Origin of the sequence: Sphingopyxis selenitireducens, assembly GCF_051550705.1 — a bacterium.
Lineage (GTDB): Bacteria > Pseudomonadota > Alphaproteobacteria > Sphingomonadales > Sphingomonadaceae > Sphingopyxis.
Genome location: NZ_JBPULG010000003.1, coordinates 552,016 through 573,791, shown reverse-complemented (window position 1 = coordinate 573,791; position 21,776 = coordinate 552,016). Strand labels below are relative to the sequence as shown.

Annotated in this window: 17 protein-coding genes; 6 read left to right on the top strand and 11 right to left on the bottom strand. The window is 61.5% G+C overall.

Features of this window, described 5'->3' with window-relative positions:
- Positions 1–55: 55 nt before the first annotated feature.
- The 7 genes from ACSYDV_RS12675 to ACSYDV_RS12645 all read right to left on the bottom strand — a co-directional run bounded on the left by ACSYDV_RS12675 (position 56) and on the right by ACSYDV_RS12645 (position 9,843).
- Positions 56–1,606, bottom strand: coding sequence for an amidase family protein (locus tag ACSYDV_RS12675; protein ID WP_438324174.1), 1,551 nt, complete (start codon positions 1,604–1,606; stop codon positions 56–58).
- 51 nt (positions 1,607–1,657) lie between these two features.
- Positions 1,658–3,199, bottom strand: coding sequence for an amidase family protein (locus ACSYDV_RS12670; protein WP_438324173.1), 1,542 nt, complete (start codon positions 3,197–3,199; stop codon positions 1,658–1,660).
- Positions 3,196–4,824, bottom strand: coding sequence for an alkaline phosphatase D family protein (locus ACSYDV_RS12665; RefSeq protein WP_438324172.1), 1,629 nt, complete (start codon positions 4,822–4,824; stop codon positions 3,196–3,198). Before ACSYDV_RS12665 ends, ACSYDV_RS12670 begins: the two co-directional genes overlap by 4 nt.
- A 39-nt stretch (positions 4,825–4,863) precedes the next feature.
- Positions 4,864–5,283, bottom strand: a complete 420-nt coding sequence (locus ACSYDV_RS12660) for a hypothetical protein (protein WP_438324171.1) — start codon at positions 5,281–5,283, stop codon at positions 4,864–4,866.
- 151 nt (positions 5,284–5,434) lie between these two features.
- Positions 5,435–5,944, bottom strand: a complete 510-nt coding sequence (locus ACSYDV_RS12655) for a DUF3617 family protein (protein ID WP_438324170.1) — start codon at positions 5,942–5,944, stop codon at positions 5,435–5,437.
- A gap of 209 nt (positions 5,945–6,153) precedes the next feature.
- Positions 6,154–6,711, bottom strand: a complete 558-nt coding sequence (locus ACSYDV_RS12650) for a hypothetical protein (RefSeq protein WP_438324169.1) — start codon at positions 6,709–6,711, stop codon at positions 6,154–6,156.
- Between the two features lie 135 nt (positions 6,712–6,846).
- Positions 6,847–9,843 carry a TonB-dependent receptor gene (locus ACSYDV_RS12645; RefSeq protein WP_438324294.1) on the bottom strand — a complete coding sequence of 999 codons (2,997 nt, stop codon included), beginning with the start codon at positions 9,841–9,843 and terminating at the stop codon, positions 6,847–6,849.
- A gap of 745 nt (positions 9,844–10,588) precedes the next feature.
- Here ACSYDV_RS12645 and ACSYDV_RS12640 point away from each other — a divergent pair.
- Positions 10,589–11,236, top strand: a complete 648-nt coding sequence (locus ACSYDV_RS12640; RefSeq protein ID WP_438324168.1) for a TetR/AcrR family transcriptional regulator — start codon at positions 10,589–10,591, stop codon at positions 11,234–11,236.
- A 36-nt stretch (positions 11,237–11,272) separates the two neighbouring features.
- Here ACSYDV_RS12640 and ACSYDV_RS12635 read toward each other — a convergent pair whose 3' ends face one another.
- From ACSYDV_RS12635 to ACSYDV_RS12620, 4 genes are all read right to left on the bottom strand, one after another.
- Complete coding sequence (locus tag ACSYDV_RS12635; protein ID WP_438324167.1) at positions 11,273–12,211, bottom strand: sterol desaturase family protein; 939 nt, start codon at positions 12,209–12,211, stop codon at positions 11,273–11,275.
- Positions 12,204–12,611: a hypothetical protein gene (locus ACSYDV_RS12630; RefSeq protein ID WP_438324166.1), complete on the bottom strand. Its 408-nt coding sequence runs from the start codon at positions 12,609–12,611 to the stop codon at positions 12,204–12,206. The genes ACSYDV_RS12635 and ACSYDV_RS12630 overlap by 8 nt, the downstream gene beginning before the upstream one ends.
- Positions 12,608–13,462 carry a ceramidase domain-containing protein gene (locus tag ACSYDV_RS12625; RefSeq protein WP_438324165.1) on the bottom strand — a complete coding sequence of 285 codons (855 nt, stop codon included), beginning with the start codon at positions 13,460–13,462 and terminating at the stop codon, positions 12,608–12,610. The genes ACSYDV_RS12630 and ACSYDV_RS12625 overlap by 4 nt, the downstream gene beginning before the upstream one ends.
- Before the next feature lie 224 nt (positions 13,463–13,686).
- Positions 13,687–16,023, bottom strand: coding sequence for a bifunctional diguanylate cyclase/phosphodiesterase (locus ACSYDV_RS12620; protein WP_438324164.1), 2,337 nt, complete (start codon positions 16,021–16,023; stop codon positions 13,687–13,689).
- A 498-nt stretch (positions 16,024–16,521) separates the two neighbouring features.
- Here ACSYDV_RS12620 and ACSYDV_RS12615 point away from each other — a divergent pair, with 498 nt between their 5' ends.
- Genes ACSYDV_RS12615 through ACSYDV_RS12595 form a run of 5 tightly spaced genes read left to right on the top strand, consistent with a single transcriptional unit; the run spans position 16,522 to position 21,769 of the window.
- A complete protein-coding gene (locus tag ACSYDV_RS12615) occupies positions 16,522–17,070 on the top strand; it encodes a Csu type fimbrial protein (RefSeq protein WP_438324163.1) in 549 nt (182 codons plus the stop codon).
- A 28-nt stretch (positions 17,071–17,098) separates the two neighbouring features.
- Positions 17,099–17,647 carry a Csu type fimbrial protein gene (locus ACSYDV_RS12610; protein ID WP_438324162.1) on the top strand — a complete coding sequence of 183 codons (549 nt, stop codon included), beginning with the start codon at positions 17,099–17,101 and terminating at the stop codon, positions 17,645–17,647.
- Between the two features lie 25 nt (positions 17,648–17,672).
- The gene (locus ACSYDV_RS12605) at positions 17,673–18,434 is read left to right on the top strand and encodes a fimbrial biogenesis chaperone (protein ID WP_438324161.1); all 762 of its coding nucleotides are present in this window, start codon (positions 17,673–17,675) and stop codon (positions 18,432–18,434) included.
- A 6-nt stretch (positions 18,435–18,440) separates the two neighbouring features.
- Positions 18,441–20,783, top strand: coding sequence for a fimbria/pilus outer membrane usher protein (locus ACSYDV_RS12600; protein ID WP_438324160.1), 2,343 nt, complete (start codon positions 18,441–18,443; stop codon positions 20,781–20,783).
- Positions 20,771–21,769 carry a Csu type fimbrial protein gene (locus ACSYDV_RS12595; protein WP_438324159.1) on the top strand — a complete coding sequence of 333 codons (999 nt, stop codon included), beginning with the start codon at positions 20,771–20,773 and terminating at the stop codon, positions 21,767–21,769. The genes ACSYDV_RS12600 and ACSYDV_RS12595 overlap by 13 nt, the downstream gene beginning before the upstream one ends.
- The last annotated feature ends 7 nt before the right edge of the window (positions 21,770–21,776 follow it).

Here is a 21,776-nt window from a genome sequence, read left to right as displayed (position 1 = left end):
CGACCTCGCCATACCGGCCCTTTCCGTTCGCCAAGCGGCCGAAGCCGCCGTGCGATCAAACGAGTGTGGGTGCCCAGAGCGGCGGACGCCGCGCTGCCCAGGGCCGTGCGGCCTCCAGTTCGAACGCGAGTTCGAGCAGGTCATAATCGGCGCCCATGCGCCCGGCGAACTGCACGCCGACCGGCAGGCCGGTCTTCGTCCAGTGCATCGGCAGGCTCATCGCCGGGCCGCCGCTGGCGTTCTGGAGCATGGTGTAGTCGCCATAGTGATTGAGCCGCTGCATCAGCACCGAAATCGGCAGCGATCCATGGATCTCACCGATCCGGACGGGCGGCTTGAGCAGGACCGGGGTGACGAGAATGTCGATCTTGTCGAAGAGCGAGAAATAGGCCTTCGAGCACTCCTCGATCCGCGCATAAGCCTTTTCGACATCTTCGTCGGTCAGGTCGTCGCTGATCCCGACCATCGCAAAGGATGCCGGCTCGACCAAACCCTTCAGAACCGAATCCGGAATTTCCGCACCGGCCGGAAGCATCTTCTTCGCCTCTTTGGCGCGCGCCGCATAGATGAGGGTGAAGTCCTCGATAAACCGCTCACCGGGGAACGGCCATTGCACTTCGCTGACCTGATGGCCCATCGACTGGAGCGTAGTGATCGTATTGGTCACGCTTTCCTGAACTTCCGGCGAGGGGACATGCCCGCCCATGCCGTTCATGATATAGCCGACGCGCAGCCGCTTTTTGGACGGCCCGGTGACGGTGCGCAGCGGCTGGAAGGGGGCTTGCGCCCCCTTGATCTCGACAAGCGACAACAGGTTGGCGGTGTCGCGCACCGTGCGCGACAGCACGAAGGATTCGCCCAGGAAGGATCCGACATTGCGCTTGCCATCGATAAATGCGTGATCGCCGACGATCCGGTCGCGCGAAGGCTTCAGCCCGACGAGCCCGCAATTGCTGGCCGGAATGCGGAGCGATCCGGCGCCGTCCGATCCGTGCGCCACGGGGATCACCCCGGCCGCCACCGCCACTGCCGCACCGCCCGACGAACCGCCCGGAACATGATCAAGGTTCCACGGATTGCGCGTGATGCCATAGGCCAGCGTCTCGGTCGTCGGCAGGATCCCGAATTCGGGCATCGTCGTGCGTCCGAAGATGTTGAAACCCGATTGCTCCATCAACTCGACAAGCTGATCATTTTTGGCCGCCGGCGGCATCATCTTGTCGAGCTTCGACCCGAAATGCTTTGCGGTCCCGGCAACTTCGGCCTCATCCTTGATCAGCATGGGGACGCCGCCAAAGGGCGTTTTGATGTCGATGATGGCGGCGCGTTTCAGCGCCCGCTCGTAAAGCTCTTCGCTCAGGAAATTGGCCTTGGGCTGGATGGCTTGCGCTCTTGCGATCGCCGCTTTCACCGCTTCCAGCGGCGAAAGCTTGCGCCCGCGGATCGCGGCGGCAAGCGCCGTCGCATCCATATCGGCGAAATCGGTGCCCACTGCGGCGCGGGCCAGACCGCCGATGGGGATCAACGCTGCCGCACTGGCCGTTCCCATCGCTTTCAGGAAACCCCGCCGTCCCTGTCCGGACGCATCATAAGAGAAAATAGTCATCTGGCCGCACACTCCCTAAAAATATTATAAAACAATTGCTTATATAAAAATTCAGACACGCGAAGGCGCCCACAACGGGGGACGCCGCTGCGCCCATGGCTGCGCTTGTTCCAGTTCAAAGGCGAGTTCGAGCAAAACGCGCTCGCCGCCCATCGCGCTGGCGAACTGGACACCGACCGGCAGATTATCCTTCGTCCAGTGCATCGGCAGGCTGATCGCCGGGCCGCCTGCCGCATTTTGCAGCATGGTATAGTCCGCATAATGGTTCAGCCGCATCAGCAGGACGGGCAAGGGAATCGAACCGTTGATCTCACCGATCCGCGCGGGCGGCTTGAGCAGCACCGGCGTAACCAGCACGTCCATTTTGTCGAACAGGTGGAAATAGGCCGACGAACTGACCGCCATGCGGACATAGGCCTCTGCGACCTGTTCGTCGGAGAATTCGGAACCCAGCGTGCCGACGTCGAAAGACACCGACTCAATCAACCCTTTCAGGATCGCGGGGTCGGGAGGCGGCGCACCTTTGGTCATCCGGGCGCGCGTATTTTTCGCTTTGGCCATATAGGCGAGCATGAAATCCTCGACGAACCGCGTGCCGTTGAACGGCCACTGCGCCTCCTCGACCTTGTGATCGAGCGCTTCGAGAAGCTTGACCGTCGATGTGATGCTGTCCTGAACCTCGGGCGACGGACGGTTTCCGCTCAGCCCGTTCATGATGACCCCGATGCGCAGCCGCTGCTTCGCCGGACCCGTCACCTGCCCGATCGGCGGATAGGCCGCACCGGCTCCCCGGGTTTCGACGAGCGCCAGCTGGTTCGCCGTGTCGCGCACCGTCCGCGACAGGCAGAAAGGCTGCCCGAGGAACGAGCCCCCGACGATCCGGTCACGCGATGTCTTGAGGCCTACCAACCCGCAATTGCTGGCCGGAATTCGGAGCGATCCGGCACCGTCGGAGCCATGCGCCTTGGGCACGATCCCCGCCGCCACAGCCGCCGCGGCGCCGCCCGACGAGCCGCCCGGAACATGATCGAGGTTCCACGGATTGCGCGTCACCCCATAGGCCAGCGTCTCGGTCGTCGGCAGGATGCCGAACTCGGACATGGTCGTGCGGCCAAAGGTGTTGAGACCGATCTGTTCGCACCGTTCGACCAGCACGTCGTTCCGCTTCGCCACCGGCATGACCTTGTCGAGCCGCGACCCGAAATGCTTGGCCTTGCCGACGATATCGGCTTCGTCCTTGATCAGATAGGGAACGCCGGCAAAGGGCGTTGACAGATCGACCGACGCCGCGCGACGCCGCGCGTGATCGAACAACTCTTCGGAGATGCAATTAATCTCGGACTGCACCGCCTGCGCACGCGCGATCGCCGCATCGACGGCCTCGAGCGGTGATATTTTGCGCGCCTTGATCGCCGCCGCGAGTTCGGTCGCGTCCATTTCGGCCAGCGCCGTCCCTGCCGGAGCAGGCTCGGTTCGGGCAAGCGCCACCGCCGGAAGCAAGGTGGCGACGCTCAGCACACCCGCCATCTTCATGAAATTGCGCCGCGCGGGAACGCCGCTCACCATCATCGGCCAGCCCGTCTTGCGTATCATGCGATTGCCTTTCGTCCGCGCTCGACATGCATTTTATGGCTTGGCTTCGTCGCGAGCGAACGTGTGGCGATGGTGTCGAGCAACACCCATTCGCTGGTCACTTTTTCGGGCGTCACTTCGACCGCCATATAGCCGCGGTGGCTGGTATCGGCCCATTTCAGCTCAGGGCTCGCGCCCCTGATGAATTGCGCCGTGGCAGCGGGGGGCAGCGACAGATAGGCTTCGAGCCCCGGCGAGGTAACGCTCTGTCCGCTGAACTCGACCCCGGCGGGATTGCCGCCTTCCTGCAGATCGAAAGCCCAGGCATTGTGGCTGTCGCCCGACAGAACGACCAGATCGGCATCGACCGCCTGCGCCGCGCCGAGCAGCCGCGCGCGTGCGGCGGGAAATCCGGCCCAGGTGTCGAGATCGGGCGGCAGTCCCGCCTTGGTCGCGGCGTCGATTGCCTTCACATAGGCAACTCCCTCGGGCGGAAGACGCAGGTTCTTCATCAGTTCGGGCGGCAGCGGCGGCGCACGCCACTGCCCCACCAGCACCTGCTGCGCCAGAAGCTGCCAAATGGCGCCGCGCTTCTTCGACCGCGCGAAGCCGTCGTACAGCCATTTTTCCTGCGCGCTGCCCATCAAGGTCCGCTTTGGATCGGCGAGCCGCCCGTCACGCAGCGCCTTCAACTTCTCGACCGGATCGCCCTCGCCCGCCACGATAACGCGCATGTCCAGCGGCTCGCTGCGCGCGGTCAGCCGGGTTTCGGGGCGGAAAAGCGTGGCGAGATCGCCGATGTCATAGCTGGACCAGGCCTGTCCCGACACCGGCAGCCATTCATTATAGGCTTTGATCGACGCACGTTTGCGCGTCTTGAAATCGCCTTCATCGGGCGAGTGATTTTCGGCGCCGCCCGACCAGCTGTCATTGGCCAGTTCATGATCGTCGCGCTGCGCGATCATCGGGAACATCTGGTGCAGCCGCTGAAGATCCGGGTCGGCACGATAGCAAGCGAGCCGCAGGCGGTAATCGGCGAGCGTTATCGCCTCGCCCGCGGGTTCGATCAGGCGGCCCGCCGCCGCCTTCTCGGCATCGGGATAATAGCCGCGCTTGAATTCATAGAAATAATCGCCGGTGTGCACCATCAGGTCGATGTCGTCGCGCATCGACGCGTGACCATAAGCGTTGAACCAGCCCGACGGCATGTTGGCGCACGAAAAGACGCCGAGCCCGAAGCGCGCCACCGGCCCGACCGGCAGCGTGCGGGTGCGCCCGATCGGCGACACGGCGCCATCGGGGGCAATGAAGCGGTAATAATAGGTGCGGCCGGGATCGAGCCCCTTCACCACGACCCGCGCGGTGTGATCGTCGGCGCGCTTTGCGACGGCGGTGCCGCCGGCCTTGGGGGCGATGAAATCCTCGCTGGTCGACAGTTCGACCGTCAGCCGCGTATCGCCGCGTTTGCCCGGCACATAGCGCGTCCAGAGCAGGATGGAATCGGGGCCGGGCTCACCGCTCGCTACATTGTGGGTAAAGCCCGTCGCGGTGAGCAGCGCAGCGGCGCCTGGGCCGGCGAGCGTCAACGCGGCAAGCCCCAGCGATCCGGTCAGGATCAACTCGCGCCGGTTCATGTCCAATACCATGTCGGTTTCCCACCCGCGCCCGCAGGCGCCTGTCTGCGCCTAGCGTTGCGGATTGGCTCCGGCGATCGCAGTCGTTGCCGGTGTCGCTGCATCGGCGACGGCCGGGGCTGCGACCGCTGCGGTGTCGGCGGGCTTGGCAGCGTCTGCCGCAGCGGCGGCGTCGGCCGGAATGGCGCGCAGCGCCTTGTCGACCGCATCGATCCGCTCGCGCGGCACCGCACCCGGGAACATCGCGTCGAGCGCATCCAGGCTCATCGTCTTGAATTGTTCGTACATCGGATGACTGGTGAAGCCGGGCAGTTCGGCATCGATTACCGCCCGCGCGGCGGAGTTCGCTGCGATCTTTTCGATCGGCGTCTTGATACTGAAACTCGGCTTGTCATCCTTGGCAAGACCGGGGGTGGCGGCCAGCAAGGCCAATGAGGCGATCACGCCGTGAACGAAACTATATTTCCGCATGCATCCACTCCAAGCTTGTAGAATTTTGATTTTTCCTGCCGTACTTCGCCGCATATGAGTATGCTAGTTTAAACTAACTTTCTGTAGGCTGAACGGCAAATATACAAACAATAATATACGGAATATTATTCCGGCAGCTTCGTCGCTCGACTTACGAGCCACCGACGGCGTCGGCGGCACACCCCCCCGTACGAACGTCGGTCATCGACATAACGACTTTTCGAGCCGGTAATTTTCCATCCATTGTCACGACGACATCGACCTTCTCGGCTATTGCCGTGCCTTTGATCGTCATATCCAGCGCCTGATCTCCTACGATACATGCGCCGGCGACATCGACGGCGGCCCCGACGATGGACATTTTCGACCATGAGCATTTGGAGGCTCCGCCGGTCGTCCTGTCGAGCAACACGGCCAAGGGGTCCTCACTATCGATATGCTCTTGTGTGAGGCACCGGATTTCACTGGGGGCGCTTGACATCAGATTCACCATGCGACTGCGCTCTTCGGGCGGCATGCCGTCGATTTCAAACGCCACAAGTTTTCGATCAAGTTTCCAGTTACCCGGCTCGCGCTTCGCAACACCATCCTGGATGCAACCGGTGGCAGTCAGCACGATGCCCAGCGCTGCTAGCCGGAAGACCTTCTTCGCCGTTTTCATATCCGCGAGCTCCAAATCCTGTCGCAAACCGAAGCCGCCAACGTAGGCCAAGGACCAAAATATGCCCCTACCGGCTGAACCCGGCGCGGCGATCCATGACACGGAGACCAAAAGGAAACATCGCTTCCATAACGTGGGCGGCCAATATTCTTCGGAATCATGTCAGGAAATGGCATGGCGGTTTCCCGCCATGCCAAATCTTGGTGGATTTAGTTCGCAATGATATTGAGCGAGGGAACGTGCAACGAACCCGAAACGTTCGTGCAAACGCCCGCGCTTGTCGTCGGCAGGGTCGCCACCTTGGTGGTGTTGTTCCAGCCCAAAAGAACATTGTTCTTCGTGCAGGTACCGATCGGCGTCACGATCTGAAGAGTCGCGACCTTGATCTGCGTCGGCGAGACCGCTTCGACGTTGATGGGGTAGGTCACCGCACCAGCGCCGCCAGGACCGCTGTTGCAACCCGTGAAACCCGGATAGTCACGTGCGGTGCCGCTTCCGAAGCGTCCGGTGCCATTGACAGACGGCGTCGTCGGCAAGGTGCTTCCGGTGGTGAGAACCGTTCCGTCTCCGTTGCCCATGCCAACATAGCATTTAACCGTGATAAAGCCCAACACGGTTGCCGAAACGATGCTGGTGTTGTCATCGACAACCACAAGATTTCCAGGAACGCCAACAGCTGGAGCCGTGACCTTTCCGGCCATGGCAGGCGTAGCACCCATGCTAAGAGCAAGCAAAGCGATCAGCGAAGATTTTTTCGAAATTTTCATAATAAATATCCTTTTTGGCTATGAACTAAAAAATTCGATTTCAAATTCATTGTCTAAATCACTGCATAATTCTGTTTTCCGTCAAATAGCATCTCCTCCCTGTTTTGTTTATTTCTGCGGCCCAAAATAGAATGATCAAAATCCGAACTTAACACTAAATCCATATATACGCGGATCAAGAGTGAAAACGTTGGCAAAATTTCCAAGTTCGTCGGGACCGGTATAGCTATCAGTTATTGGAGTGCTGTTCAGAATATTTTTTACATATAGCTGAAACGCCAGATCTGATTTTGGCCTTGACAGAGTGACCGCTATATTTCCGTTCCCCCAGCCTTTGAGCTTGTCGTATTCCGTATTGTAAATACGGGCATAGCTGCTCGACTGGCGATAATAGTCACCGCGGAATGCCAGCTCCCAGTCATTCATGAAAAAGGTATATTGCGCGCCAATATTGAAGGTGAACCGAGGCGCATTGGGAAGTTCATTTCCGCCGATATTGGCAGAAAATCCGCGTCCACCATTCGGCCCGCCATAGTTGAACGGATTGGCCGGATCATAGCTGCTCGCCTTGGTAGGATCATAGGGCGCAGTCGGATTATAAACGAGATTTGCTTCCTGACTGTACTGACTTCCCGGATCGAACCTTCCTTCGATAAAATTGGGAGATTCGCACAGCAACCGCATGAACAGGCCGACGCCGTCAGAGAAAACCGGTGCGTCTCCGGGCTTCCATCCTGCCGGGGGGCTGGGATTGCCCGACTTGTACAAATCCGAGTTGAGGAAACGCGATATCACCTCTCTTGGGGCGACGCAGGTGTTGGGGCTTTGCGCCCAAGGACGCAGCACAACCCAGTCATCATTCCCTTGGAGCCGATCCATAACGTCGATCGAATATTGCCCCTTGCCGATTTTGGTATTCAGATAGCCCAGCGTGCCGCCGATGCGGAAATTCCGCGAGGGAAGCCATGCCGCTTCAAGCTCCAGCCCCATCGTCCGTGCATCGACATTTTCCGTATGGAAACTGCGGTCGATCAACTGCGATATCTGATAATTTTTATAGTCGTTGAGAAACGCAGCGGCGCTGATCATCAACTTCCCGCCGGCAAACTGGTTCTTGGTGCCGATTTCGAACGCGTTGACATCTTCGGGAGCGAAAGTGTCGGCCAAATGCGTATAGTTGGCAAAATCCGGATTTACGTCATTGCCCCTCGGATTGGCGCCGCCGGCCTTGTAGCCGCGCGAATAGGACGCGTAGACCAAAGTGTTGTCGGTAAAGGAAAGCTCGGGCTTCCAATCGACCGCGAAACGTCCGGTGAAACGCTTCCACCGCTGAACCCGGTCCGGTTCCGCCGGATAGCCACGATTGACCGTACCACCGCCGAAAGGCGTCGCCGCAGCCAGCAACTGGGTTGGAATGGGGGTTAGCGTCTTCTTGTCGTCGGTATAGCGCAATCCTGCGGTGAACTTCAGATTGTCGGTCGCTTTCCAATACACCTCGCCGAACGTCGCCGCCGAACGGATTTTGGCTATGCTGATGCTGCGCAGATAGTTGTGCCCGTCCTGAGGCCCCTCGCCGATCGGATTGGGGTCGATATAGATGCATTCGACGGCAGTCTCCCGCCCTGCGGCATCGCAATTTACGCCGGCAAAATCATTCACGCCCAAGGCGATCAGCGTCAGCAGGTTGCTGTAGACGTTATATTCTTCCTGCGTTTTGAAATCGACGTAATTGGCACCAACGCTGAAGTTGAGCGGTCCGTCGAACGAGCTTTGCAACCGCACTTCCTGCGACCATTGCTTGCTCTTCGATCGGGAAATATCCACTGCCAGCGGACGATCCGAACATCCCAACTGAGGATCGCAGAATACGCCGCCACGCTCGGTCGAAGGGCCAAGGAAGGGGGCATAATTTGGCTTGATGAAGAAATTGAAGCTTTCCCGACGGGCAAAAATCGGCTCGGCATCAAAGCGAAAGAAATCCTGCGATCCGTAGTAATTGTCTTTCATGTACAGCGTCTGCGAGGTCAGGTGCAGCGTGTCGCTGGGATCGAATTCCAAGTTGAGCTGAAAAATGTCGTTCTTGGCTCGAAAGACCGGGTCATAGGTCGTCGAGATCGTCCGCAAATCGGGCGATTGCCTGTCGCCTGCCACGCGAAACGGATCGAGCACAGGATCGGCATAGAGATTGGACGGATAATCGGACGGCGAGCCAAAGCCAGCGCGGACGAGCAACATGCCGGTGACGACCGGGAAACCAAGGCCATTGGGAACGCCAAAAGCCTCGTCGGTGAATAGCGACTTGGCTTGACATCCCGGAGTAAGCGTCGAAGCTGCCCAGACATCGAACAACGGAGCGCTGTTGGGGTCGAAATTGACCGGATCGACGCTCGGATCGTTGTTGGGGTCGTTGGGGTTATCCGTATCGGTGAAGCCGCTGGGATACTGGAACTTCCCCGGCGTTGCGCCGCGCGTACACAATTGCTTGCCGGTGCGCGAACGATTGTCGTCTTCGTTGAAATGCTCCCAGACAGCATTGACGCGGAAATTGTCCGACGGCTCCCATGTCGCCGACAGGCGAGTCGACCACAGGTCGCGCCCATTCACCCGGCGGCCGGTCACGGTGTTGCGATCGAAGCCTTCGCGCTTGGTCCAGGCCCCCGCACCGCGGATAGCGAAATTGTCGCCAAGCGGGACGTTGATCATCCCGCGCAGGCGGGTCGAGCCGAAATTACCAACTTCGCCCTGGAGCTCACCATCAAACCGACCAAGCTTCGCCTTGGCCGGGATCATGTTGACGACGCCCGCAGTCGCGTTACGACCATAAAGCGTGCCTTGCGGTCCCCGCAGCACCTCCAAGCGCTCGATATCGAAATATTCCTGCTCGAACAGTCGGTTGCGCAGCAAGGTGGTGTTGTTGAAGCTGATCGCCACGGCAGGATCGGCGCTCACCGACGTCGCCTTGGTACCGATACCGCGGATCGAGAAGTTATAGCTGGTGAAGTTATCCTTCGAGAAGTTGACGTTGGGGATCGCGCGGAGCAGTTCCGCGCCGGTTTCGATCTTCTGGTCCGCCAGCTGCTCCATCGTGAAGGCCGAGACCGAGATCGGCACGTCGATGATGCGTTCTTCCATCCGCTGTGCGGTCACGACGATGTCGGTCGAGTTTTGCGGTGCGAGATCGGAGGCTTCCTGAGCCTGCGCCGTACCGGTCGCAGCCAGCAGAGCGATCAGTGCGCTGCTCTTCAGCGCACGACTTTTGACGATGCGTGCTGACGCATGTCGGGTGACGTTCGAAATCGGATTCATAGCGTGTTCCCCTGCTCCCCCTGGTGTCGGCTGTTCGGTTGCCCCAAATCATGCCGCATCCAGTAAGCATCAACATATGAAGGATATTTTATATAGTCAACACTAGCTTTATGCGTAGACGAAAGGGCCAGAACCGCTAAATTGCGGGCGTTGCCGACAATCGCTGCAGGAATGGTTCGAATAAATTATGCAGAAAAATGGATCATCCGGGAGACGACTCGCTGCCCTTACTGACACGAACGTCAGCGCCGCTCCACGGGTGATTCGGGCCGCGCCGCGATGACGATTGTTGCATCTGCGAACGCCCTGCCGCAAAAGATGTTCAGCTGTCGTCCGGAGTCGGCACGAGGCGGATTGACCACCCGCGATCCCGGCGACAATCGGAAAATATTCTCGTCACCCGAATCCTTCTCCCTTCGGATCCAGGTTCGATGCGCCCCGGCAAACGGCCCGGCGGGGCGATCGGTCACGGTCCGTTGAAACACGGTCGGAAGGCGCCTTGCGCCGCACGATCATGGGAGGGTGCTTCGGATCATGCCGGGCGACCGCATCATATTGGGAAGCCAAATCCTTGACCAAAAAAACAGAAAAACCTGCCCTCCCCAAGCGAAAGTCGATCATGGTGCCCAAGCAGGCACGCGCTATACAAACGCGCGAACGCCTGCTCGACATCGCCGGGGAACTTCTTGCCGAAGTCGGGCTGGAAGATATTTCGACGAACATGATCTGCGCCCGCGCCGGCGTCAGCCCGCCCGCGCTATACCGTTATTTCGAGGACAAGCACGCCGTGCTCGAAGCGCTGGGCACACGCCTGATGGAACGTCAGAACAAGCTGCTGCTTGACTGGCTCGAACGCCAGGCGCCGCTCGGCATTCAGTCGATGATCGACAATATCGAGGAAGTGCTGCGCGAAACGGCAGAGGCGACGATCTCCGAGCCCGGCGGCGCCTGGATCGCCCGCGTCCTCCACGCTTCACCCCGACTGGCGCATATCCGCATCGAATCGCACCGCCTGGTGACCGACGCGCAGATGGAAGTCTTCGCCGATATGCTGCCGCATATCCCGCGCGAAACGCTGTGGGCACGCATCCGCATGATGATCGAATTCGGCTATGCCGCGCTCGAAATGATGAGCGAAGAAGATCGCATTCCCAGCGACGAGGTGTTCGCCAAGGCCGCCCGGGTCGTGAAGTTCACATTGTTCGAAGGCGAATCCTGACCCGGCTGCCCCGGCTTTTTCCTGACCGCCACCTTCCTAAGCGCTCTGGCGGCCGTCCCCGGCATGATCCCCGCGCGGCGGATCGACCGTGCCGTGACGTGCCGCCCAGCGCGCGAAGATTGCCTCGCTCGTGTCGCGCGACCCGTCGTGGCTCCAGCCCGGCGGTGCGACCAGATAGGCCAGCTTGTTTTTCCACCCGGGGGCCCTCCACGCATCCCGCGCCATCTCGACCCATTCGTGAAACGCCGCCCATAGCAGGTTGAAACGGCCCAGATTCCTGACGATGCCATAGCGCGGCGCCTCGTCATCCCGCTCGCTCACAAATGTTCCGAACAGGCGATCCCAGACGATGAACACGCCCGCATAATTTTTGTCGAGATAGCGGGGATTGGTCGCGTGATGGACGCGGTGATGCGATGGCGTGTTCATTACGCTTTCGAACCAGACGGGCATGCGCCGGATCGCTTCGGTATGGATCCAGAATTGATAGATGGTGTTCAGGCTGCCGACAAAGAACAGCATCGCTGGCGGAAAACCGAGCAGAAACAGCGGCAGGAAGAAGATGAAGCCAAGGCTGATCAGCCCGGTCCAGCTCTGCCGGAGCGCGGTGGACAGGTTATAATGCTGACTGCTGTGGTGGATGACATGGCTTGCCCACATCCAGCGGATGCGGTGCGAGGCGCGATGGGCGAAATAAAAGGCGAGGTCATAGAGGATGAAGGCAAGCGCCCACGCCCACAGGCTGAAGGGGATATCGAACGGCGCAAACTGCCGTGCCCACAGCCCGATCGCCAGCACCGCCCCCGCCGTCAGCCCGCTCGCGACAAGGCTGCCCAGCCCCAGCAACAGCGAAATCCAGCTATCCTTGACGTTGTACCGCGCGCGATCCTGAAACCGCGCCAGCACCATGTCGGTCAGCACCATCAGGATGAAGATCGGGACGGCATAGGCAATGGGTTCGGGCGGGTCAGGCATGGCATTTCTCCCCCAATATTTCGATCCTGCTCGCCCATGCGGCGGCCTCTTCGCCCAGATCGAGCGCCACCTCGTCGAACATGGTTTCGGCGAATGACAGGATAAGCCTGCCCCGCTCAAGACGGACGGAGGTGGAGGGATCGAGCAGGCGCGCAACGAAATGATTGCCGTGCGGGCGGAGCATCATCACGCGCCCGGCCCGGTCGCGGAGCAATGCCGCCTTTTCGTCGTTCGCGATCGCCACATCGACCGCCTGAAAACCGCAATGCGCCTCGTCGGCGAGGCGCCGCGCATGATCCGCATCGGCGATACGCGGTTCGGCGCCAAGGCCGAGCCAGTGTGCGGCCAGAGTCATCGCGACGATCGCCACCAGCGACCCGGCGAGCAGCATCCCGTTCAAGGCGCGGCCCAGCCGGACCCGGCATTTTCCCGCCGCCAGTAAAGATACAGCATCACTGCGGTGACGCCGGCCAGGATGTGCCACAATAGTCCGTGGGGCTGAAACCAGCTAAGCGGATCGCAGAGGGGCCCGCCCGTTTGCGACAAGGTCCAGAAGAACGTCGCAGTCGCGATCGCCGCTATGCCGATGACCCAGTAATGCCGCGCCGCACGATCGGCGATCAGGCCGGCAAAGCCGAACTCCAGCACGAAATAGACGATGACGGTGATGCTGATCAGGATCACCGAATCCACGCCCGCCGCCGCAACGGCGGCGAAGGCGGCCGACGTCAAAGGATAGCCGATCCAGAATATCCGGCGGCGCGCGGCGGCGCTGATATGGGTCCGCACCAACGCCCGGTTCAGCGTGTAGAAGATCAGATAGACGGTGAAGGTGTACATCGACAGCCCGTCGATCCACGACACTTCGCGCGCGATCGAACCGTGCATCCACATGCTGCCAAGGCCAAGGAACAGAACGACGAAGACATAGAGATCGGCGATCGGGTCGGCCGACGAGATGACATTGGCCGCCGCGGTTTTGCGGCGGTCCCGCGCCATGATCAAGGCGACGAACAGGCTGGTGCCGATCGCATAAAGGTTGGACCAGGTGTTGACCGGCTGGCGCACCCCGGTCGCGCCACCAAGAACGTCGGCCAGCTCGAAATGCTCGCAATAGCAACCATGCGCAACGCATTGATCGGGCGTCGTCGGCCAGCCGATCCCGTAAGCGAAGAACAGGAACGCCCCCATCACGACGATCAGGCTCGTCCCCCAGACGATCAGGCTGCGCGGGATCGCCCGGCCGGTCAAATCGGGCTCACAGGCAATGGCATGCCGCCTGCCTCGCAGCGCCATCCAGACACCCGATCCGCCAGGCGCGGTGGTTGCACCGGAACGAAATGTAATAAGCTAGCCATAGCTATCACTTATCGCATAAGTGCCGATCGGGAAAGAGCGATTGCACCCACCCTGCCCGGCAGCGGCATGGCAGACGAACAGAGCCAATGCCGGGGGCACGCACCGGGCTCTACCGATCAGCTTTCGGCCCGGATTTCAGCCCGCAAATCTTCGATGAACGGATTTTCGGCCGGATACCCAAAGAAATAACCCTGTGCCTGCGGGCATCCTTCGTCGAGCAACATCTGGCGCTGTTCTTCGGTTTCCACGCCCTCGGCGACAATCGGCATGTTGAAGCTACGCCCCAATCCGACGATCGCGCGAACGATCGACCGCGCCGCCTCGTCATCGGCGATCGCGGCGATGAAGCTCTTGTCGATCTTGATCTTGTCGAACGGAAAGGCCTTGAGATTGCTCAGCGACGAATAGCCCGTTCCGAAATCGTCCATCGCCACCCGCACGCCCAGCGCACGTATCTCATGCAGCGCCTTCAGCGCGCTCTGCCGGTTCCGCAAAAAGGCGGTCTCGGTGATTTCCAGCTCGAGCCGGCGGGGATCGAGCCCCGAATGCGCCAGGGCGTCGCGGACGACCGCAGGCAGGTTCGGCACCTGAAACTGGACGGTCGAGACATTGACCGCGATCGAGACATTGTCGGGCCAGGTCGCGGCGACAGCGCAGGCTTCGCGAAGGACCCATTCCCCGATAGCGACAATCGCCCCGGTTTCCTCGGCGATCGGGATGAATTGGTCGGGCTCGATCGGACCCTTTTCAGGGTGATCCCAGCGGAGCAGCGCCTCATAGCCGACGATCGAGCCAAAGGCGGTTGCGACCAGCGGCTGGAACATCAGGTGCAACTCGTCGCGGGCGATGGCATGGCGCAGATCATGTTCGAGTGCGCGGCGTTCGCGCGCATGTTCGTCCATCTCCTGATCGAAGAAGGCGGCGCTGCCCCGGCCATTGTTCTTGGCCCGATATAGCGCGGTGTCGGCGTTGCGCTGGAGCATCTCCGCATCATTGCCGTCCTGCGGATAAAGCGAAACGCCAATGCTCACACCCACCGCCATCGGATCGCGCGACACATCCATTTCGACCGCCAGATTGTCCAGAATGCGGCTGGCCAGCTTGCGGGCTTCGTCGGGTTCCGAAACCGCCGCCTGAATGATCAGAAACTCGTCGCCACCGACGCGGGCGATGACATCGTCGGCGCGCGTCGACGCCCTCAGGACATTGGCCACCCGGCACAGGATATCGTCACCGGCGCTATGGCCGAAGATGTCGTTGACCGCCTTGAACCGGTCGAGATCGAGCGCGAGCAGCGCAAAGGGCATCTGGGCCGCAAGAGCGCCATCGAGCGCGCGGCCGAAAGAGGTACGGTTCGCAAGGTCGGTCAGCGCATCATGCGACGCAAGATGCTCGATCGCGCGCTGCGCCCGCTTGCGATCGGACAGATCCCGAATGGCGAGGACCTGACAACTGCGGCCCCGATACTCGATCGTCTGCGTCGAGATTTCGAGAACCTGATCGTCGTCCGAACTGCTGCGAACACGCGCCTCGACCGAGCCGCCATCGGGCGTCCCGAAAGGACCACCGTCCATCGTCACGAACCAGTCGGACGGTGCGCTGCCGATCAAAGCCCCGTTGCTGACGCCAAGGAGCGTGCAAAGCCGGTGGTTCACTTCGACGATCCGGTCGTCGTTGGTGATCGCCAGCGCTTCGAGCGTCGCATCGGCAAGGCCATGCGCGTCGGTGAGCCAGCGATCGATGATCGACCCGATCAGCGCGAGCGCGACAAGCGTCAGCGTGGCGAGCACGACGGCCGGCACCAGCCAGTCGCGATTGACTGCGGTGGAGAAGGCCACCGCGCGCGTCGGATCGGGAACCAGCGTGGTCGCAGACATCGCGGTGAAGTGCATCACCACGATGGCGAGGACCGAAAAAGTGGCGGGCAGCGCGATCTTGCGCCAGCCCATGGTCTTCGCAAAGGTCAGAAATGCGGCCCAGAAACACAGGCCCGACAGGAAGATCGATACGATGATTGGGACCGGGTCATAGGTGATCCGGGCGGGTGCAATAATCGAAGCCATGCCGGTGAAGTGCATGGCGGCGACCCCGATGGCCGCACCAGTTCCCGCGACTGCGGCGCGCCACATATCGGGAGCCTTTCCCAACCAGCGGAGCGCGCACCAGAAAAACCCGATCGCGATTGCCACCGAAAGGGCGGTGAGGCCGACATCGAACCGAATTGGCATCGATCCCCGATAGGCGAGCATCGCGACAAAATGAGTCGCCCATACCCCCACGCCCTCGGCGACGGCGGCGACGACCAGCCAATGGCGCCGGCGGATGTCGATGCAGAAGGTTGACCGGTTCAGAACGACGAAAAGGCATATATTGCCCAGAATACAGACAAATGCGGCAACAAGAACCAAGCGTGGATCATGTTGATGGGCCACACATTCGAGAACGCTGAACATATCATCCCTCCTTGGTCCCCATAGTCGTCTTGAACGCTACTGGTAAATATTGCCTTAGTCATGTCGAGGATGACTTGCTGGCAAGTATCATTCGAATCGGAGAAAAAGACGTTCTTCGGCAGGAAAGCACCCGGGATAAAAACCGTCCACCCGCCAAAGACATAGGACGCGCCCGACTGAAACCCCATTCCCCTGCAAATCCGCGGGCCGATGCCCGCCATTTTTTGACCACTCGGGAAAATGGCCGGAAAAAATCGCACATCATGCATCAACGGCGTCCGCAACCCTGTCCCGTCCAGAAGCACCTCATCCCGCTGAAATTCCATTTAAGTCACGGGGTTAGCAAAACCATGCAGGCCAAGGAGCATAACTCATATTTATCCATATGGATATTTTGGCATTAACTCAAAAGCAAATTATTAACCTGTTTTTTCTAAATATGATCAAGTCTTGTGGGGAAGACGAATTGAAAGGAATTGGCCCTTTTGAGGAGTTCTCATGATGACTATGAAACCAATAATCTCATCTGCGCTTTTCTCGATTATCGCACTTACTGTTTCACCGGCGAATGCCGCCATCACCGGAACAGTCGACGCGACCATAACGCTGACGGCGGGTTGCATAGTCAATGGACAGAATTTCGATAATGGAACGTCGGGTGCCGATTTCGGCGTGATCGACTTCGGCACGCACAACACGCTTTTCACTGAAGCCGACTCCCAGATATTGAGCGGTGCCTCCGCCTTCACTGTTCAGTGCAGCAACGGCATCACCCCCGTCTTATCCTTCGACGCCGGACAGCATGATGGCGATGGCAGCGGCGCAGGTCTCCACGCGATGGCGCATGCGACCGAGGCCGGTCAGTTCGTTACCTATAACCTCTATTCGGACTCGACCCGCCTCGCGGTCATTCCGGTTGGTGGCGACGTCAGCCTTACGAACGGCGGCACCCTGCAAACCGTCAACATCTACGCCCGCGCCTTTGGCGAAGCGGGCCTGACGCCCGGCGTCTATAACGACGTCGTCACTGTCGTGCTCGAACTTTAGGGCGCACGATCAGGGCAGGACCGCGGCCATGACCCGCGCCTTCCAACCGGCCATGCGCCTCTTGCTGGCTACGCCGCTCGTCTGCGGGATCGCCATTCCCGCAGCGCAGGCGGAAACATCGGCGCAGTTCGAGGTTTCGGCAACGATCGCCGCGGGTTGCCTTGTCGATGGGCTGGGCAGCAGCGGCAACGCCGGCACCATCGGGACACTCGACTTCGGCACCGATTCGACGTTTTCGACCGCGACCCACACGGCAACCACGACGGCATCACAGGCGATCCGCCTGCGTTGCACCCCCGGCGTCAATCTGACGATCGGCGTCGATGGTGGCAGCCATGCCGCAACAGGCGCGCGCCATTTGCAACGCGGGGGCGATACAGCGTCACGGATCGCTTATGCGCTCTGCCGCGATGCTGCCTGCAACCAGCCGATCGCCATCGGCGGTTCGGCCGCGATGTTGATCACGGGCACCAACAGCGAAGATGTCCGCCTGCCCCTTTTTGCTTCGCTCAGTCTTCCGGGCGGACTCCCGCCGGGAACCTACACCGACACGCTGATGGTCACGCTGACATGGTGACCGCCCCTCCTTTTTGGAGAGTAGGATGAAACACGCCCGTATCTTTGCCGCTCTGTGGCTCGTCGCACTTCTACTCATTGCCACGCCTCGTCCCGCGAGCGCGCAACAGCCCGGATCGCTCCTGATCTGGCCGGTCAATCCGGTGATCGAGGGCGACGCCCGCGCCGCGGCGCTCTGGCTCGAAAACCCGGGCAAGGCGCCGATCACGCTGCAGGTCCGCATTTTCGCCTGGGCGCAGCAGAACGGCGAAAATGTCTATGCGCCGCAGAATGACGTCGTCGGCACCCCGCCGATCGTCAGCATCGCGCCGGGTGAGCGGCAGTTGATCCGGCTGACGCGCACGACGCCGCCGCCCGATGTCGCCGAAAAGCCCTATCGGATCGTGGTCGACGAAGTTCCCACCGGAACTGCTTCGGCGACACCCGGCGCGTCGGTCAGCTTTCGCATGCGCTATTCGCTGCCGCTTTTCTCCTATGCCCTAGCCGACAAGCCCAAGGCCCGGCCCGCCGCGCCCGCACCCATGCCGCAAATCGGTTGGCATGTCGGGGCCGACGCCGGGGGACGCTTCCTCGAAATCCGCAACACCGGGACCAACCACGCACGGCTGACCGACGTCAGCTTTGTCGCAGGACCGAAAAAGTCGCCCGTCGCAGAGGGGCTGCTCGGCTATGTCCTTCCCGGCGCGTCGATGCGCTGGCCGTTGCCGAACGACGCCGACACCGCCGGCGAGCTGATCGCGACGGTCAACGGAGCGGGCGGTATATCCATCGCGCGTCGTCAGGAATGAAGCCGCATGGCCGGCTCGCTTCATCTGCCGGCTTATTTCCGATGGGCACCGCTGCTGGCGGTCGCACTCATGATGCCCGCCGTCGCCCGCGCAGCAGACGGACGTGACGGCTATGGCGCGCTGCCGCCGCCCCCGCAAAGCATCGATGTCGCCGCCGACCAGCGGCTCGAGCTCGAACTGTTCGTCAACGGCATGCGCAGTGGCATCATCGCGGCCGTCGCAAAACAGGGCGCGCGTTTTCGGCTCCGCACCGACGATATGCGCCGCGCCGGGCTCCAGCTGCAAACCACGGAAGATACGCTGTTCATCGACAGCCTCGAGGGCATTCGGGCGGATTATGACGCGCCGCGCCAACAGCTGCACCTGACCGTGTCGCCCGAATATCTCCCCAACCAGCGGATCGGCCGCACGGCGAAAAAATTCGAGCCGGCGAAATATGATCTGGGAGCCCTCCTGAACTATGACGTCTATGTCAGCGGCGGGGAGAAGGCGCCGACACAGGCCTCGCTATGGCATGAAATCCGCGTTTTCGGTCCGGTCGGCGCGATCTCGACGACCGGCGCGCTGCGGTCGGGTGGCGCCGGAAACTATGTCCGTTTTGACACCTATTGGCGCTGGTCCGACGAGCAGAGCATGACGACCGTCGAAGCCGGCGACATCATCACGCGCAGCCTGCCTTGGGCACCCGCAGTCCGCCTCGGCGGGCTTCAGGTCTCACGCGACTTTTCGGTGCGTCCCGACGTCGTCACCTATCCGCTTCCCGAATTCGCCGGCAGCGCCGCCCTGCCCTCGGCCGTCGAACTCGTCGTGGGTGGCCAGCGGGTATCGGGGGCAGAGGTGAACCCCGGCCCCTTCGCGATCGACACGCTGCCCCCGGTCAACGGCTATGGCGAAGCCAATCTGATCGTCACCGACATGCACGGCCGCAGCGTCGCGACCACCATGCCCTTCTATGTCAGCAGCGCGTTGCTGCGCCCCGGACTGACCGACTATGCCGTTGCTGCCGGCGCCTTTCGCCGCAATTACGGCATCCGCAATTTCGACTATGGCGGCGTCGCGGCCAGTGCTTCGGCACGCCATGGCGTGACCGACAGCGTGACGCTCGAGGTGCGCGCCGAGGTCGCCGACGACATGCGCCTCGCGGGCGGCGGCGGGGTCGTCAAGCTCGGCCATTTCGGTGTTCTCAGCGCATCTTACAGCCGCAGTTTTCGCAAGGAAGCCGACGGCGGCGAGTTGACGGTCGGCTATGATTTTCAGACGCGCGGCTTTTCTATCGGGCTTCGCCACAGCCGGCGCGACAGCGATTATACCGACCTCGGTTTGCTCGATCGCGGCGACCATGACGGCTGGGAGCGCCTGACCGCGGCAACGGCCAGCCTGTCGCTCGGCCACGCGGGGACGCTCGGCATCGGCTATTTCGACCTTGAGCAGGAACAGGGACGCGACGCCCGCCTCGCGAACATCGCCTGGGCGCTGCCACTGTGGGGCGAAAGCCGGCTTCACGCCTCGCTGTCGCGCGACTTCGTCGATCGCAGCTGGTCGGGCGCGCTGACGTTGAGCGTCGCGCTCGGCGGCGGCACCTTCGCCGCGGGCGTCGCGCAAAACGCCGACGGGCGGACCGGGCTGCGCGCCGATTATTCGCGCGCCGCACCGATTGAGGGCGGCATCGGATGGAATGCGAGCGCGGTCAGCGAGGACGGCGCCAGCCCCTATTGGCGCGGCGACACGACCTGGCGGATGCAGCCGGTCCAGCTGCGCGCCGGGGCCTATGGGCGCGGCGACGTCACCGGCTGGTTCGGTGCCAGCGGCTCGCTGGTCTTCATGGACGACGCCGTCTTCGCCGCCAATCGCGTCGCCGACGCTTTCGCCGTCGTCAGCACGAATGGTGAGCCCGGAATTCCGGTGCGCTATGAAAATCAGCTGATCGGAACCACCAACGAAAGGGGCCAGCTGCTCATCCCCTCGGCCAGCGCCTATTATCCCGCGCGCTACGACATCGACACGCTCGCGCTGCCCGCCAACGTCAAGGCGCCGGTCGTCAGCCAGCAAGTCGCCGTTGCGGCCGGCAGCGGCCATATCATCCGTTTTCCGGTCGAACATATGACGGCGGCCCGCGCAACAATCAGCACGGTTGCCGGCGAACCGCTGCCTGCCGGTTCGGCCGCGAACGTCAACGGGACGGTCGCAACCTATGTCGGCTGGGACGGCCTGCTCTTCATCGAACGCGTGGCGGCCGAAAATCGGGTGGAGGTCACCCTGCCCGACGGCAGCACCTGCCGCGCCGCCTTTGCTGCCGAGGCAAAGGCCGACGACTTCATCGAATTGGGAAATCTGACATGCCGACCCTGATGCGCTTCCTGTGCACCCTGTCCGCGCTGGCGATCGCGGCGCTGACGCCGGGCGAGGCGTCGGCGGCGTGCACGACCGCCACCTCCAGCACCAGCCTTGGCAGCGCCAGCTCCTATGCCGTCGGCACGACGCAGCAACAGGGAAGCGGATCGGCGGGCCTTCAGTGCGACGTAACGCTCGCCTTGCTCGCCGCGCATTATATTGCCCTTCGCGTCGACGCATCGACTTTTCTGCTCACCGGCCCCTCCGGACAGACGATTGCCTACACCGCCTCGCTCACCGCAGGCGGCACACCGCTGACGGTCGGCAATTTCCAGAATCTGTCCTCGACCAGCCTCCTCAGCCTCTTTTCGGGCACGAGCAACAGCATCCCCATCTATATCCGCACCACGCCGACGACGGGATTGCAGGCAGGAACCTATTCCGGTTTCATCGACATGCGCTGGTATTATTCAGTCTGTTCGGTGGGCGTCCTAGCGTGCCTCTCCTATTCTAACAGCCCCGGTCTGGTCCGCCCGCTGCTGACTCCGCCGACCAACTGGGGCAGCGGCATCGCGGTTCGCATCAATGTCGAACTGATCGTGGAAAAGGACTGCATCATCACCGCCCCTAATGCGGGCTTCGGCCCGGCGCCGCTCGTCAGCAGCTTCAATCCGATCACGCGCACCATATTGATCCGTTGTAGCGCGGGGGCGAGCTACACCGTCGGCCTCGGCGATGGTGCCAATCCGGATAATGGCGTGCGGCGCATGCGCAGCGGCACCAACTATCTGCGCTATGAAATCTACAAGGGCACCAGCTCGACCGAACGCTGGGGGTCCGTCGGCACCGCCCGGCGCAGCAGCGGGGCGGCAGAGACCAATGCCAGCATCTATGATTCGGTCACGACGCAGGGTTTCGTCTATCGCGCGGCCATCCTTCCGGGCCAGATCACCCCGCCACCGGGGCTCTATACCGACACGATAGTGGTCGATGTCGCCTTTTGAAACAGCG

Coding starts and splice junctions, on each gene's coding strand:
- ACSYDV_RS12675 (WP_438324174.1), bottom strand. CDS start 1,606: ATGACTATTTTCTCTTATGATGCGTCCGGACAGGGACGGCGGGGTTTC.
- ACSYDV_RS12670 (WP_438324173.1), bottom strand. CDS start 3,199: ATGATACGCAAGACGGGCTGGCCGATGATGGTGAGCGGCGTTCCCGCG.
- ACSYDV_RS12665 (WP_438324172.1), bottom strand. CDS start 4,824: ATGGTATTGGACATGAACCGGCGCGAGTTGATCCTGACCGGATCGCTG.
- ACSYDV_RS12660 (WP_438324171.1), bottom strand. CDS start 5,283: ATGCGGAAATATAGTTTCGTTCACGGCGTGATCGCCTCATTGGCCTTG.
- ACSYDV_RS12655 (WP_438324170.1), bottom strand. CDS start 5,944: ATGAAAACGGCGAAGAAGGTCTTCCGGCTAGCAGCGCTGGGCATCGTG.
- ACSYDV_RS12650 (WP_438324169.1), bottom strand. CDS start 6,711: ATGAAAATTTCGAAAAAATCTTCGCTGATCGCTTTGCTTGCTCTTAGC.
- ACSYDV_RS12645 (WP_438324294.1), bottom strand. CDS start 9,843: ATGGAAGAACGCATCATCGACGTGCCGATCTCGGTCTCGGCCTTCACG.
- ACSYDV_RS12635 (WP_438324167.1), bottom strand. CDS start 12,211: ATGCCTGACCCGCCCGAACCCATTGCCTATGCCGTCCCGATCTTCATC.
- ACSYDV_RS12620 (WP_438324164.1), bottom strand. CDS start 16,023: ATGTTCAGCGTTCTCGAATGTGTGGCCCATCAACATGATCCACGCTTG.
- ACSYDV_RS12615 (WP_438324163.1), top strand. CDS start 16,522: ATGATGACTATGAAACCAATAATCTCATCTGCGCTTTTCTCGATTATC.
- ACSYDV_RS12610 (WP_438324162.1), top strand. CDS start 17,099: ATGACCCGCGCCTTCCAACCGGCCATGCGCCTCTTGCTGGCTACGCCG.
- ACSYDV_RS12605 (WP_438324161.1), top strand. CDS start 17,673: ATGAAACACGCCCGTATCTTTGCCGCTCTGTGGCTCGTCGCACTTCTA.
- ACSYDV_RS12600 (WP_438324160.1), top strand. CDS start 18,441: ATGGCCGGCTCGCTTCATCTGCCGGCTTATTTCCGATGGGCACCGCTG.
- ACSYDV_RS12595 (WP_438324159.1), top strand. CDS start 20,771: ATGCCGACCCTGATGCGCTTCCTGTGCACCCTGTCCGCGCTGGCGATC.